Consider the following 14,226-nt stretch of genomic DNA (forward strand, 5'->3'; position numbering starts at 1 on the left):
CACACCGTATGGCCCTGACGGGGCCCCATACCGAAAGCCGTCTGGTATCTCCGATGCGAGAACTGGAACGGGACCGAGACGCGCGGGCGCTGGCCCGCGCCTCGTCCGAGTTTGGCCGGATTGTCGTGATCGGCAACGGCCGGGTCGGCGGTTCTGTCGTTCATGCCGCCCGGTCCGCCGGGCTCGAGGTCGGCGTCGCAGGACGCGATCGCCTCCACGAGGCGGCGGCAGCGGAGATCGTCCTGATCTGCGTGCCGGATCGGGCGATTCCAGACCTCGCCCGCGCGCTCGCAGCCGCCATCCAGGCAGGTTCCACCCAAACGGAGGCCTCCCAACCAGGCGCCGGTCCGCCAACGTGCGCCCAGCCCGCGTCCACCGCCCAGCCCGCGCCCCGCCGACCGGCGTACGTCGGGCATGTCAGTGGTGCGTCCGGCCTCGATGTCCTCGCCGCGGTCGGGGGCGTACAGGCGTTCTCGCTCCACCCCCTGCAGACGATCCCGCGGGCGGAGGCCGACCTCACCGGCGTTCCGTGCGCGGTCGCCGGCGCGACCGAGGCCGCGGCGGCGGTGGCCGAGGACCTGGCCCGCCGGCTCGGGATGCGGCCGTTCGCGGTCGCCGAGGAGCATCGTGCCCTCTACCACGCCGCGGCCGTCATGGCGTCGAACTTCCTCGTCACCCTCGAGGAGGCGGCGGCGGACCTGCTGGCCCGTGCCGGCGTGGCGGACGCGCGGGCGACTCTCGCACCGCTCGTACGACAGACGGCCGCCAACTGGTCGGAGTCCGGCGGCGCTGCCCTCACCGGGCCCGTCGCCCGCGGCGACAACACCACTGTGGCGCGGCACGTCGAGGCACTCCAGGCCCACGCACCAGACCTCCGGCCGCTCTACGACCTGCTCACCACGCACACCCGGGCCCTCGCCGACCGCGCGCCGGCACCGACCGCAGGTCGCCTGGGCGGCCTTCGACCTGACTCCGCTGGAGGTACCCAGATGAGCACCCCCCGCATCATCCGTACCCGCGAGGAACTCCGCACCGCGCTGGCGTCGGCGCGCCGGGAGGGCCACACGATCGGGCTCGTGCCGACGATGGGCGCCCTGCACGAAGGTCATCTCACCCTGCTGCGGACCGCCCGAGCGCGGTGTGACGTGGTGGTGATGAGTTTGTTCGTCAACCCGACGCAGTTCGCTGCGGGCGAGGACCTCGCCGGCTATCCGCGGAACGAGGAACGGGACGTACGCCTGGCCGGCGAGGCGGGTGCCGATGTCGTCTACGCGCCGGATGCCGCGCACGTCTATCCGGACGGGTACGCCACGACGGTCGAGGTCGGTGGTGGCCTCACCGAGGTGCTGTGCGGCGCTCCGGGCCGGCGCGGTCCTGGGCACTTCCGAGGTGTGACGACCGTCGTCGCCAAGCTGCTCAACGCGGTCGGGCCGGACGTCGCGTTCTTCGGCCAGAAGGACGCCCAGCAGGCGGTGGTCATCCGCCGGATGGTGCGCGACCTGGAGTTCGGCGTGCAGATCGTCGTCGTACCGACCGTACGGGAGCCCGACGGCCTCGCGATGAGCTCGCGCAACGTCTATCTCGACCCCGCCGAGCGGACCCGGGCGCTCGCGTTGAACCGGGCCCTCACGGCGATCCGCGACCTGGCGTTGGCGGGTGAGAGGGCGACCGAACCGGCGCTCGCCCTTGGCCGGAAGATCCTCGCCGACGCGGGCGTCGAGCCGGAGTACCTCGAGGCCCGCGACGCCGAGGACCTCACGGCGGCAGCGAAGTTCGGCGTACGACCGGTGCTCGTCGCGGTCGCCGCCCGGGTCGGACGGGCGCGGCTCATCGACAACACCGTGATCACCCTCTCCGAGACCACCACCACGTCAAGCACCACCGATACCGGCCCGAACGAAGCGGAGGACTGACGATGCACCGCATGCTGTTGAAGTCCAAGATCCACCGGGCGACTGTCACCGGATGCGACGTCGACTACGTGGGCAGCATCACCATCGACGCCGATCTGATGGCGGCGGCGGACCTGCTCCCCCACGAACAGGTCCACGTCTGGGACGTCGACAACGCCGCCCGGTTCGTCACGTACGTGATCGCCGGTCCCGCGGGCTCTGGCACGGTGCAGGTCAACGGCGCCGCCGCGAGTCTCGTGGAGATCGGGCACCGGGTGATCGTGGCGTCGTTCGGGAGCTTCTCCTCCGACGAGGTCTGGGCTCACGAGCCCGTCGTGGTCCACGTCGATGCCGCCAACACGATCGCCCGGGTGGACTCCGATCCCGGGGCGCTCCTGGGCTCGCCCCTTGCCTCGCAGGCAGGTGATCCGCGATGACCGCCCGAACTCGCGTGACCATTCCCCGGCTCGCCGAGATGAAGGCGGCCGGCGAGCCGATCGTCATGGTGACGGCGTACGACCATCCGTCGGCGCAGGTCGTGGAGAAGGCCGGCGTCGACGTGGTGCTCGTCGGCGACTCGGCCGCGATGGTGGTGCTCGGCCACGACTCGACCGTGCCGGTGGGGATGACGGAGATGCTCGTCCTCGCGGCGGCCGTGCGGCGGGGGCTCACGGTTCCGTTGCTGGTCGGCGACCTGCCGTTCGGTTCGTACGAACGCTCCGACGAGCAGGCGATCGAGAATGCTCAGCGGCTCGTCAAGGAGGCCGGCTGCGACGCGGTGAAGATCGAACGCGGTGGTACGTCGGTCGACCGGGCCCGCGCGATCGTCCGTGCCGGGATTCCGGTGATGGGCCACGTCGGCCTCACGCCTCAGACGGTCGGGCTGCTCGGCGGGTTCAAGGCGCAGGGGCGGACGGCGGCGAGTGCGGCGCGGATCGCGGCGGAGGCTCGGGCGCTGGCCGACGCCGGGTGTTTCGCCCTGGTCTTCGAGGCGATCCCGTCGGCGGTGACGGAGATCCTGATGGAGCAGGTGGACGTCCCTGTCATCGGGATCGGCGCGGGGCCAGCCACCGACGGCCAGGTGCTGGTCTTCCACGACCTGCTGGGGATCTCGACCGGGCACACGCCGAAGTTCGTGAAGCGGTACGCCGAGGTGCGTGAGGCGATGACCACGGGCGTGGCCGCCTATGCCGCCGACGTCCGGGGGCGGGTGTTCCCCGGTCCCGAGCACGGGTACCCGATCGATCCGGACGAGAGTGCCGAGCTCCGCCGCCTGCTCGACGGGCGGCCGCCACTGCCGTGGGCCCGGTCCGCCCCGGGCTGACCTGGTGGCGAGGTCCCTGCGCTCGCAGGCGCGCCGTCGTTGTGCATGAGGGCGCCCCTCACGCGGAGCCGCCTCGCATGAAGGGCCCCCTCATGCGGAGGGCTGACACCCTCAACGGGGACGCGCCGCCTGGTCGGCGGCCTCCTCGACCGGTCGGCGGGCTTGGGGAACACCTGGCCGCGGTTCCGCCGGCTGCGCGGCGAGCAACCGGTCGTACGCCACCTCGAGGTGGCGCGGGCCACGCAGGACCGCGTTCGGACGGTACGGCGGCGGATCCGCGACCAGGCGGGGGTTCTCGAGCCGGCGGGCGAGCGCGGTCAACGCGACCCGCGCTTCCAGTCGGGCGAGCGGAGCACCGAAGCAGTAGTGGATCCCGCCGCCGAACCCGAGATGTTCGGTGCCTGCGCGGTCCTCGCCGTACCGGTCCGGATGGAAGCGGTCCGGGTCGAAGCGGTCCGGGTCCCGCACGTGTGCGGGATCACGGCTACCTGCGGCGAGGGCCAACGTGATGGCCGCCCCTTCCGGGATCGTCGTACCGCCGACGTCGATGTCGGCGAGGGCGACCCGTTCGGGCAGGAAGTGCACGGGCGGTTCGTAGCGCAGCAGCTCCTCGACGACCCAGATCCCGAGGTCGGGTTCGTTGCGCAGGCGCCGGAGTAGGTCGGGGTGCCGGAGCAGCGTGAGCATCCCGTTCGCGATCAGGTTCACGGTGGTCTCGTGTCCGGCGAAGAGCAGCAGCGCGGCGTTGCTGAGCAGCTCGGCGCGGGTCATCCGGCCCCGTTCGACCTCCTCGACGACGAGCGTGGACAGGAGGTCGTCGCCCGGCCGGTCGCGGCGTACGTCGGCGAGCCCGCCGAGGTAGCGTTCCAGCTCCGCGACCGCCTCGATCCGTTTGCGCCGCAGGTCGGGCGCCTCCCTCTCCCCACCGCGCGGGCCGATGGACTCCAGCAGCGCGGCGGTCCACACGCGGAACTTCGGTTCGTCCTCGGTGGGTACGCCGAGCAACCGGCAGATCACCGTGACCGGGAACGGATAGGCGAACGCGTCCACCAGGTCCACCTGGTTGCTGGCGGAGCCGTCGCTCGCGGCCGGGAAGTCGTCGACCAGGCCGGTCACGATCTCGACGAGTTCCGGCTCCATGTCGTCGATCCGCCGGGGAGTGTGGGGAGGGCCGAAGTGCCGCGCCATCAGGCCGCGGAGCCGGTCGTGCTCGGGCGGATCGTGGCGGATGAAGCTCGCCAGGTGCTCGTCGTCCTGTCCCGAGGCGGTCCCGGCTTCCGGTTCCGTCAGCTCGTCGTCCGGTGCCAGTTCGTCGCCCGGAACCTGCTCGTCCTCCCGTGCCGATCCCGGCGCACCGCGGGAGGCGTGCTCGTCCGAGCTGACGCGAGGATCGTGGAGCAGGTCGACGATCTCCCGGTACGTACTGACGACGTAGGTCCCCTCGGCCTCCCGGCGCACCGGGATTTCGCGAAGCTCCGCGTACAACCGGTAGGGATCGGGCCGGTTGGCGGGATCGAGGATCCGGTCGAAGACGCTCCGCTCCATCACACGCCCCCTGACGGTTCGCCGCCGTGCACCAGCGTCGCCCGCCGGTCGCTCGGCTGGTGGCCGGTGACGACCACGGTGGCGACGTGGCTGGGCAGCGTCTGGTCCGGGATCTCGGCGGAGACAGGCGCCAGCGTGTCCGGCTGGTCGACCGCGTGGAAGTCCGGCGGGAACGCCGCCCGCCGCTCGATCAGCCGCGCATAGAAGTCCAGCCACTTCGCCTGGTCGAAACTGACCGCCGCGGTGATGCGGCCCTGGTAGCCGTACGCCGCGACGAAGCCGCCGCCGTCAAGCACTCCCTGCGTGATGACCAGCTCGTCGGCGTAGGTCGGTACGCCGACCGACTTGATCTCGATCCCGAACTGCGTGGACCAGAACACCGGCAGCGACAGGTGCGGCCAGCGTTCGGTCTCGGCGCTGTGCATGTTGTGCGCGGCGACCTCGGCCTGGGTGACCGCGTTGCCCCAGTGCTCCAGGGCGAGCAGCTGGTAGTCGTAGACGGGGTGCGGGAAGCGTGCCACGTCACCTGCGACGAACACGTCGTCGGTCACCAGCCCGTTGACGTCGAACGCCCGGCAGCCGGCGTCGCAGGCCACGCCCCACGCTCCGGCGGCGAGACCTGAGTCGTGAAGCCACTCCACGTTACGGATGGCGCCGAGTGCCGCTACCGCCACGTCGACGTCGAGCACACTGCCGTCGGAGAGCCTCGCCCTGCACAGCCGGCCGTCGGCATCGCCATCGAGGGCCGTGACGGTGACGCCACACCGCAGGTCGACGCCGTGCTTGCGCTGCATCCTGGCCGCTGTTGCGCCGATCACGCCGCCGAGCGCGCCGACCAGCGGGGTCGGTCCGCGTTCGGCGACGGTGACGGGAATGCCGAGATCACAGCAGTCCGACGCGATCTCGGAGCCGGTGAAGCCGGCGCCGATCACGAGGACCCGACGAGGTTCCGCGCCGAGGCGCCGCCGGAGCACGGTCGCGTCGTCGCGGGTACGCAGGACGAAGACACCGTCGAGTGCCGCCTCTGTCGGGTTCGGCCAGGGCCGGGCGCGGACGCCGGTCGCGATCAGTACCCGGTCGTAGCCCACCCGCCGACCGTCCGCGAGGACGACCTCCTTCGCCCCGATGTCCAGGCGCGCGGCCGGGCTGCCGAGCATCCACCGCGCGTCGATCCCCTCGGTCCGCGGCAGGCCGGTCCGCTGCGCGGGGACCCGGCCGGTCAGGACGTGCTTCGACAGTGGCGGACGATCGTAGGGTGCGTGGCGCTCGTCACCAATCATCGTCAGCGTGCCGGTGAAGCCCTCCGCGCGGAGCGTCACCGCGGCCCGCAACCCGGCAAGAGACGCGCCGACGATGACGATGCGTTCGGCCCGCGGCCGCGTCGAGGTGCTCCGCGCCCGGGTTGGCGCGGCAGCTGTGCCGCCCGGTGCGGCACCACCGTCCAACCGGTCCAGCACGATCGCCTGCACCGGACACGCGGCCGCCGCACGCAGGATTCGGTCCCGCTGCCGATCGTCGGGTTCCGCGTCGTAGGTCAACGACTCGTTGCCACGCATCGAGAAGACGTCCGGCGCGAGGAACGCACACTGGGCGTACCCCTGACAGCGGGTGAGGTCGACGACGAGCCGCATGGCGCTGTCCTCTCCCGAGAGCCTTCCCCGGCCCGGACTCGCCGTCCGGCCCTGCGACCACACTTTGCGGCCGGGCAGGTCGAACCATCACCTGGTGGGGGTGAACACGGGCGGAGTCACCGGTCCCTCCGGCCCAGCGCCTCAGGATTGCCAGACCGTTCCCCCGAACGCAGGGGCGGGGCGGGGGTACTTCAGGACGAGGGAACCACCGGGCGTACGACGGCGATGGAGCAGTACGCATGGTGGAGCAGGCTCTGGCTGACCGAACCGAGCAGCATCCCGACCAGCCCGCCGCGGCCCCGTGAGCCGACCACGACGAGGCCGGCGCCGCGCGAGAGTTCGGTGAGCAGCACCGCAGGCCGGCCCTCCAACAGGCTCGTCGTCACCTGCACCTCCGGGTACTTGTCCTGAAAGCCCGCAAGCGATTCCGACATCCACCTCAGGTGCTCGTTGCGCCGTGTCGCGAACGCCTCCGCGTCCCACCGGGCTGCGGCCGGATGGTCAACCTGCCAGCAGTGCACGGCGACCAGCCCGGTCCCGCGGTGGGAGGCTTCGCCGAATGCGAAGTCCACCGCCCGTTCGGACACGTCCGAGCCGTCGACTCCGACCACGACCCGCGCTCCCGGCGTGGCGCGCTCTCCCGACGTCCGGGCCACGATGACCGGGCAGGGCGCATGGGTCGCCACCGCCGATCCCACCGAGCCGAGTACCACGGACGCGATTGCCGACCGCGGCCGCGATCCCACGACCACGAGTTCGGCATCGGCCGCCTGTTCCAGCAGGGCCATCGCCGGGAACCCGCTGGTGACCAGGCCGGACACCTCCGTGAAACCCAGGTCGTCACGGACGAAAGCCACCGCCGAGTCGAGTTCTTCGCTTTCGGGGTTCTCTTCGTACATCTCGACCGAACGCACGATCTGGAGCAGACAGTTCCGGTACCTCGCCTCGTCGACTGCGAGGCGCAATGCCGTGCGGCTCTCCGTACTGCCGTCGACTCCCACGACAACCCGACGGCGCGATGGATCGGTCATCAGAACCTCCTCGCCCGGCTCTGCGCCAGGATTCCCGATCTCGACGATCGCCCCCAGAGGCCAATGTCCCGCCGACGGACGTCCATCGACTCTCCGCGATCCCGCACAATCTGCGAGCGAGACGGTGGCCGGCTATGTCTTGGCGTCCTCGGCGCCTACCATCGGTTCCATGGCCCTGGCCGGGGAGGCGGCCGGTATGTCCACTCCAGGGCAACCGGGCGCTCTGCGCGACGACCGGGTGGATCAGGAAAGGATCCCTCCCGATGATCCTGCCTACCCGAGGATGCCGGCTCCCCAGCGTCGGGTCCAGACACTGATCGACGCTATCCTCACCGTCGGAACCGATCTGGACCTTTCACAGGTTCTCGAACGTGTCGTGCATTCCGCGTGCGTGCTTGCCGGTGCTCGATACGGCGTCCTCATTCTCGCTACGCCTGAACGGGAAATCACCGACACCATTACCTTCGGTACCACTGCGGAGGATCGGGCGAAAATCTCTCAACTGCCGGAACTCCGCGAGGTACCGGGGTGGGACTTCAAGCCTGGAAGGGAGATCCGGATCGCCGAGGTTCCGGAGCATTTCACGGCCGCCGGGCTGCCTCGCCCCCATCCGGCGGTCCCTGATCTTCTGGGCGTTCCCATCGCCATGCGCGACGAGACATTCGGCCATCTCTACCTCGGCGACTGTGGGCATGACGGCGACGACGACACGACGTCGTTGACCCCCGACGACGAGGAAGCGCTTCTCGCCCTCGCCACGGCCGCCGGAATCGCGATCCAGAACGCCCGGCTCTTCGAGCGTGAACGTCGGCGCCAACAGTGGTTGCAGGCTGCATCGGAGATGACCCATCTCCTGCTGGGCGAAGTCAACCGCGACCAGGCCCTGCGCATGGTGACCAGGCAGCTGCGGGAGATCTCCGGCGCATGCTACGGGAGCCTGATCCTGCTCGACCCGGCTGTCCCGGGAACGATGGTGCTCGAGGCGGCCGACGGTCTCGGGCTGGAGTTCACCACCGGCACCCGCACTGACATCCGCGGAATTCCGGCCATGGTGATGGAGTCAGGAAAAGCTCTTGTCACTCGTGACCTTCCGGCCGAAAAGGCGTTCAACCCCCCGCCTGACTGGCGTAAGCCCTTGTCGGTGGTGGGTCTCGGCATGGTCCTGCCCCTCGTCGCCAACGACGAGATCCTCGGCGTGCTGTATGTCGGCTGGGAACGCAACTCGCCGAACGAACGTCTGGCCGCCCAGGAGGTCCCCCTGGTGGAGATGTGGGCCAGCCATGCCGCACTTGCGCTCCAGCGGGTCCAGGCCCAGCGCAACAACTCCCGCCTGCTGATCCTGGAGGACCGCGACCGGATCGCCCGCGATCTGCACGACGCCGTGATCCAGCGCCTCTTCGCCGTCGGTACCCGTCTGCACAGCGCCAACGGTCTCAGTACCCGGCCCGAGGTCCAGCGCAGGATCGCGAGAGCCATCGAGGAGCTCGACGAGACGACGAACGACATCCGGTCGACGATCTTCCAGCTCCATGAGCCGCGCCGCGAGTCGCCCACTCCCCTGCAGAACCAACTCCTGGCGGAGCTCGACATGGCGCGGGATCTGTTCGGTTTCACCCCACGTGTCGTGTTGAACGGGCTGGTCGATTCCCTGCCCGAGGCTTTCCACGACGAGCTGATATTCGCGGTCCGTCACGCCCTCACCGTTGCCGGCAAGCGTCGTGCGGTGGTCCACGTGGAGGTCGTGATCAACCTCGTCGGCGGAGTCAGCCTCACGGTGACAGATGACGGCGTTGCCGGCGATTCGCAGACCGAACGCTTCCGCGCCGCCCGGATCGCGGAACTGTCGGCGCAGGCGAGCCGCCTCGGGGGCAGGTGCGAGACATTCGCAGACGACGACGGCCGCACGACGATCAAGTGGTGCGCACCGTTCGACTGACTCCCGGGGCCGAGCCTTTGTCTGCCAGGAAGACCCTTTCTCTGCCAGCCTGATCCCTTCTCCAGCGGGCCGGCACTGTCCTCGCAGGGTGCGATCATGCCCCGCGAAGCAGCGGCGCGGCGCAATGTGTCCTACGCTTTTCGAAAGCGGGGTTCCGGACTCGCCGCAAGGGGATGTGTGACCTATTTGCCGCAAGGCTTATGGCCATTGATGGAGCGGACAAACGGTGGGTAACAATAGCGAGCGGACGCAGGTCCTTCAGCGCATTGTGGAAACCGCGGCGCAGCTCACCGTCGCGAAGTATGCCGTTCTGGTCATCGTCACGCGGGAGAAGCGGATTCTCGAATTCGTCCCCTTTGGTGTCACCGAGGAACGTGTTGCGAAAATCGGCGAGCGACCACAGTTCAGGGGAATTCTCAAAATTGTCCGCAAGACCGGCAGACCCCTGCGGATCGCCGATGTCAGGACACATCCGGCACGATACGGCATTCCCGAGCACCATCCCGTCATCACCAGTCTGCTCGCCGTACCCATCAAGCTGCACGGCGACACCGAAGGGCTGCTCTACCTCGCCAACAAGAGGTCCGCGCGCGAGTTCTCGGCCGCGGACGAGGCCGCCGTGACCGCACTCGCCGAGGCGGCAGGCATAGCGATCGAGAACTCGCGGCTGTTCCAGCAGGAACGCCGACGCGAGCGTTGGATCGAGATGGGCGCCGAGGTGACCCGCCTGCTCCTCAACCCGGCAAGTCGCGACGAGGCGCTGCCACTGGTGCTGCGTCGCATCCGGGAGGTCTCCAGGGCGTTCACAGGCGTGATCGCCCTCGTCGAACGCACGGCCTCGGAGGAACGCATCGTCTTCGAGGCGATGGACGGCATCGAGACCGATCACGACGAGACGGTCAGCATCCAACTCCGCCGCCCCAGCATCCTCGCGTCCGTGATCGACACCGGAGCGCCGATCCTCACCACCGACCTGCAGGACGACCCGCGGTACAACCCCACCCCCATCTGGGCCGCCCTGTCCGAAGACGTCGGCCTCGCGATGTTCATGCCCCTGACCGCCGAGGGCGAGACGATGGGAGTGCTCGCTCTCACCTGGCGGCGAGGCTCACCCGACGAAGCCGTCGCGATCGAGGACGCCGAACTCATGCAGTCGTTCGCCGACCAGGCCGCACTAGCCCTGCACCAGCAGCGGCTCCAGTACGACCGGGAGCGGCGCGGGCGGTGGCTCGAAGCCGGGTTCGGGCTGACCCGTCTGCTCCTCAACGACGTCGACCGCGACGAGGCGTTGCCGATGGTGATCCGGCGGTTCCGGGCGGTTTCCGCCGCCGACTACGCGGGGCTGATCACCGTGGACCCCGCCGACCCCGACACCGCGGTTCTCGCCGTGGTCGAAGGACTCGACCTGGAGGCGACCGCGGGCACCAGGATCGGCCGGCGTGGCCTCGCCGCCCGTGTCATCGAGACCCGCCAGCGCGTCGTCAGCGACGATCTCACCCACGAGCCGGAGTACGACCCCCCGCCCGAGTGGGCGGAAGCCATTTCGGTGATCGGCCTGGGCATGCTCATCCCGCTGGTGGTGTCGGGCGACGTCTTCGGCATCCTCTACGCGGGATGGCGGCGTGATTCGCCACAGGAGCGGGTCGGTCGTCGAGAGATCGACATGGTGGAAGCGTTCGCCGGCCAGGCCGCGCTCGCCCTGCAACACGTCCAGTCACAGGAGGCCCGCGCCCGGATGCGGGTGCTCGAGGACCGCGACCGGATCGCATCGGACCTGCACGACGTGGTCATCCAGCGCCTGTTCGCGGTCGAGATGCGCCTGCACAGCGCGGCGGGGCTGAGCACCGACCCGCAGGTGCGGCAGCGCATCGACGCGGCGATCGACGACCTCGACGACATGACCAGGGAGGTGCGTTCGACGATCTTTTCCTTACACCACGAGGAGGGCGACGAAGCGTCCATCCGCTCACAGCTGCTCTACGAGATCGACTCGGCGCGGGCCGTGCTCGGTTTCACGCCACGCCTGGTCGTGCGTGGACCGGTCGACCGAGGCGTGTCACCGCGGCTGCGCAGCGAGCTGGTTCCAGCAGTGCGCGACGCGCTCGCCAACGCCGCCGCCCACCTGTCGCCGACCGAGGTCGAGGTCACGGTCAGGGTCACCGGAGATGAGCTTGTCCTCACCGTCACCGACGACGGCGCCGATATCGGCGGCTCGCCGCCCGAAGCGCGCGTCGCCGAGCTGAAGACCCGCGCCCTCCATCTGGGTGGTTCGTTCGACGTCCGGTCCGGCGAGCGTGGCAACCTCCTCGAGTGGCATGTCCCTCTCGCAAGTTGATCGGGTTTGAGCGCGCCCGTGGGGTGCGAGGAACGAGATCGCACGCCCCTGTCAGCCCCTTTCACACCCGGATCGGCCCGGCGATCGCGGGTATCAGTGTCCCGAATCGCCGGCACCACATCGGTTCCGTCCCACCGATCCGCAAGGATGGAGCCCGTGACGAGGAATGGAGCGGGCCTCTGGTGGCCCGACGGCTGCCCACCACCCGGCGCGACGTACGACGGCTCGGGCGTGACGTTCGCCCTCTGGGCGCCCATGGCCGAACGCGTGGAGGTCTGCCTCACCGCTCCCGACGGTTCCGAACGGCGGGTTCCCTTGTCCGACCAGATCTTCGGGACGTGGTACGGCCGCATCGCCGGTGTCGGGCCCGGGCAGCGTTACGGTTACCGCGTCTACGGGCCGTGGGATCCGCAGGCGGGCCACCGGTTCAACCCGGCGAAACTGCTGGTCGATCCGTACGCCCGGGCGATCAACGGTGAGCTCGTCGACCACGCAGCGATCTTCGGCCACGCGACCAAGGCCGAGGGCGACCTGATCCGCGACGACCGGGACTCCGCGCCCTATGTGCCGCGGTCAGTCGTCGTCGACGCGTCCTTCGACTGGGGCGATGACCGACGACCCCGCGTACCGTGGAGTGACACGGTTCTCTACGAGCTTCACGTGCGTGGTTTCACCAAGCTGCACCCCGAGGTCCCGCCCGAGCTTCGCGGTACCTACGCCGGCCTGGCCCATCCGGCGGTCCTCTCCTACCTCGTCGACCTGGGCGTCACCACCCTCGAGCTCCTGCCGGTCCACCAGTTCGTCAGCGAGTCGATGCTGAGCGGGCGTGGGCTCGCCAACTACTGGGGCTACAACACGCTCGGGTTCTTCGCGCCCCACGGGGGATATGCCGCGGCCGGCACCGAAGGGCAGCAGGTCACCGAGTTCAAGCAGCTGGTGAAGGCGGCCCACGAAGCCGGGCTCGAAGTTGTGCTCGACGTGGTCTACAACCACACCTGCGAGCAGGACGAGCGCGGACCCACGCTGTCGTTCCGTGGCATCCACAACGCCGCCTACTACCGGCTGGACGACGGGGGGCGGCACTACCTCGACCTCAGCGGTACGGGCAACTCCCTCAACCTGCGCCATCCCGAGGTCGTGCGGCTGGTCCTGGACTCGCTGCGGTACTGGGTGGAGGAGATGCACGTCGACGGGTTCCGGTTCGACCTGGCGTCGGCGCTCACCCGGGACGACGGCGGAGTCGACATGGCGGGACCGTTCGTCGCGGCCGTCAACCAGGACCCGGTCCTGCGTCGCGTCAAGCTGATCGCCGAGCCCTGGGACCTTGGGGCGGGCGGCTACCAGGTCGGCGCGTTCCCGCCGCCGTGGTCGGAGTGGAACGACCGGTTCCGGGACGCCGTCCGCGAGTTCTGGTCCGGCTCCCCCGATGGCGTCAGGGACCTTGCGTCGCGGATGTCGGGGTCGAGCGACCTCTACCGGCGCAGCGGCCGCCGCCCCTTCGCGTCCATCAACTACGTCACGTCCCACGACGGCTTCACGGCGCGTGACCTCGTGAGCTACGAACGAAAGCACAACGAGGCCAACGGCGAGGACAACGCCGACGGGAACGACGACAACCGGTCGTCCAACTCCGGTGTCGAGGGCGAGACGGACGACCCGGCGGTGGTCGCGCGGCGGCTGAGGCAGGTCCGCAACCTGCTCACGACCCTGGTCCTCGCAGCCGGTGTGCCGATGGTGCTCGGCGGCGACGAGCGCGGGCGTACGCAGGGCGGCAACAACAACGCCTACTGCCAGGACAACGAGATCTCCTGGGTCTCCTGGGCTGACGAGGGCGGCTGGACGGACCTTCGCCGCGTCGTACGGACGCTGCTGCGGATCCGGCGCGAGCACCCGGTCTTCCGACGTTCGACGTTCTTCTCCGGCGCGCTCGACCCCGCCGGCGGGCGCCGCGACGTGGGCTGGTTCGGCCCATGGGGTGAGGAGATGGACGACGCCGCCTGGCACGACTCGTCACTGCGGACGCTCGGGATGTTCCTGGCCGGCGAACGCACCGGACGGCGTACGGCGGCAGGCGAGCCGGTCCACGACGACTCGTTCCTGCTGTGGCTCCACGCCGGCGAGGAGGCCGTCAAGGTCAGCTTGCCGGGACCGCCATGGGCGCTGGCCTACTCCGTCATCGTCGACTCCAGCGACTCGGTGGTGCCGCGGCACCTGGCCGGCTACGAAGAGCTGGAGCTGCCACCCCACTGCGCCGTCCTCCTCCGCGCTGAGTGACCCGCCGGCGACCCGGGTTCGGGTTCGGATTCGGGTGCCCCTCCGCCAATGCGCCCTCATGTGAGAGGACCCCTCCGCCAACGCGGCCTCACATGAGGGGACTCCCCTCCAACAGGTTCGTACGAAGGGCACCCTCACCCAACGCGGCTTCGCAGGGAGGGTCCCCTCATGCAGGGGAGCGAGAGGGCCAAGAACCACCGACATCTCCGGCTCGTTATAGTCCCAGGCCGGAGGACGTGCGGGTCGGCGGAGAAGGGC

The 14,226-nt window shown here is 69.8% G+C and carries 9 protein-coding genes; 6 read left to right on the forward strand and 3 right to left on the reverse strand.

Going from position 1 to position 14,226, the window contains the following annotated elements:
- The first annotated feature begins 53 nt into the window (after positions 1–53).
- From panC to panB, 3 genes are read left to right on the forward strand one after another with little or no spacing between them, the layout of a single operon-like run.
- Complete coding sequence (gene panC, locus ABN034_RS10005) at positions 54–1,913, forward strand: pantoate--beta-alanine ligase (RefSeq protein WP_349690715.1); 1,860 nt, start codon at positions 54–56, stop codon at positions 1,911–1,913.
- An 11-nt stretch (positions 1,914–1,924) separates the two neighbouring features.
- Entirely contained in the window at positions 1,925–2,329 is a 405-nt protein-coding gene (gene panD, locus ABN034_RS10010) for an aspartate 1-decarboxylase (protein WP_349690716.1), read from the forward strand.
- Entirely contained in the window at positions 2,326–3,216 is an 891-nt protein-coding gene (panB, locus tag ABN034_RS10015) for a 3-methyl-2-oxobutanoate hydroxymethyltransferase (RefSeq protein ID WP_349690717.1), read from the forward strand. The genes panD and panB overlap by 4 nt, the downstream gene beginning before the upstream one ends.
- Before the next feature lie 111 nt (positions 3,217–3,327).
- On the opposite strand, the gene ABN034_RS10020 is transcribed toward panB, so the two are convergent.
- The 3 genes from ABN034_RS10020 to ABN034_RS10030 all read right to left on the reverse strand — a co-directional run bounded on the left by ABN034_RS10020 (position 3,328) and on the right by ABN034_RS10030 (position 7,423).
- Positions 3,328–4,761: a cytochrome P450 gene (locus tag ABN034_RS10020; protein WP_349690718.1), complete on the reverse strand. Its 1,434-nt coding sequence runs from the start codon at positions 4,759–4,761 to the stop codon at positions 3,328–3,330.
- Positions 4,761–6,392 (reverse strand): FAD-dependent oxidoreductase, encoded by a 1,632-nt coding sequence (locus tag ABN034_RS10025; RefSeq protein WP_349690719.1) that lies wholly within the window; start codon positions 6,390–6,392, stop codon positions 4,761–4,763. The genes ABN034_RS10020 and ABN034_RS10025 overlap by 1 nt, the downstream gene beginning before the upstream one ends.
- Before the next feature lie 191 nt (positions 6,393–6,583).
- Positions 6,584–7,423, reverse strand: coding sequence for a universal stress protein (locus ABN034_RS10030; protein WP_349690720.1), 840 nt, complete (start codon positions 7,421–7,423; stop codon positions 6,584–6,586).
- Between the two features lie 169 nt (positions 7,424–7,592).
- Here ABN034_RS10030 and ABN034_RS10035 point away from each other — a divergent pair, with 169 nt between their 5' ends.
- The 3 genes from ABN034_RS10035 to glgX all read left to right on the forward strand — a co-directional run bounded on the left by ABN034_RS10035 (position 7,593) and on the right by glgX (position 13,968).
- On the forward strand, positions 7,593–9,359 hold the full coding sequence (locus tag ABN034_RS10035) for a sensor histidine kinase (protein WP_349690721.1): 1,767 nt from the start codon (positions 7,593–7,595) through the stop codon (positions 9,357–9,359).
- A 226-nt stretch (positions 9,360–9,585) separates the two neighbouring features.
- Positions 9,586–11,694 carry a sensor histidine kinase gene (locus ABN034_RS10040; RefSeq protein WP_349690722.1) on the forward strand — a complete coding sequence of 703 codons (2,109 nt, stop codon included), beginning with the start codon at positions 9,586–9,588 and terminating at the stop codon, positions 11,692–11,694.
- A gap of 147 nt (positions 11,695–11,841) precedes the next feature.
- Positions 11,842–13,968: a glycogen debranching protein GlgX gene (gene glgX, locus ABN034_RS10045; RefSeq protein ID WP_502879001.1), complete on the forward strand. Its 2,127-nt coding sequence runs from the start codon at positions 11,842–11,844 to the stop codon at positions 13,966–13,968.
- Positions 13,969–14,226: the final 258 nt, after the last annotated feature.

The sequence above is a fragment of the Actinopolymorpha sp. B11F2 genome (genome assembly GCF_040195635.1).
In the GTDB taxonomy this organism is placed as follows: domain Bacteria; phylum Actinomycetota; class Actinomycetes; order Propionibacteriales; family Actinopolymorphaceae; genus Thermasporomyces.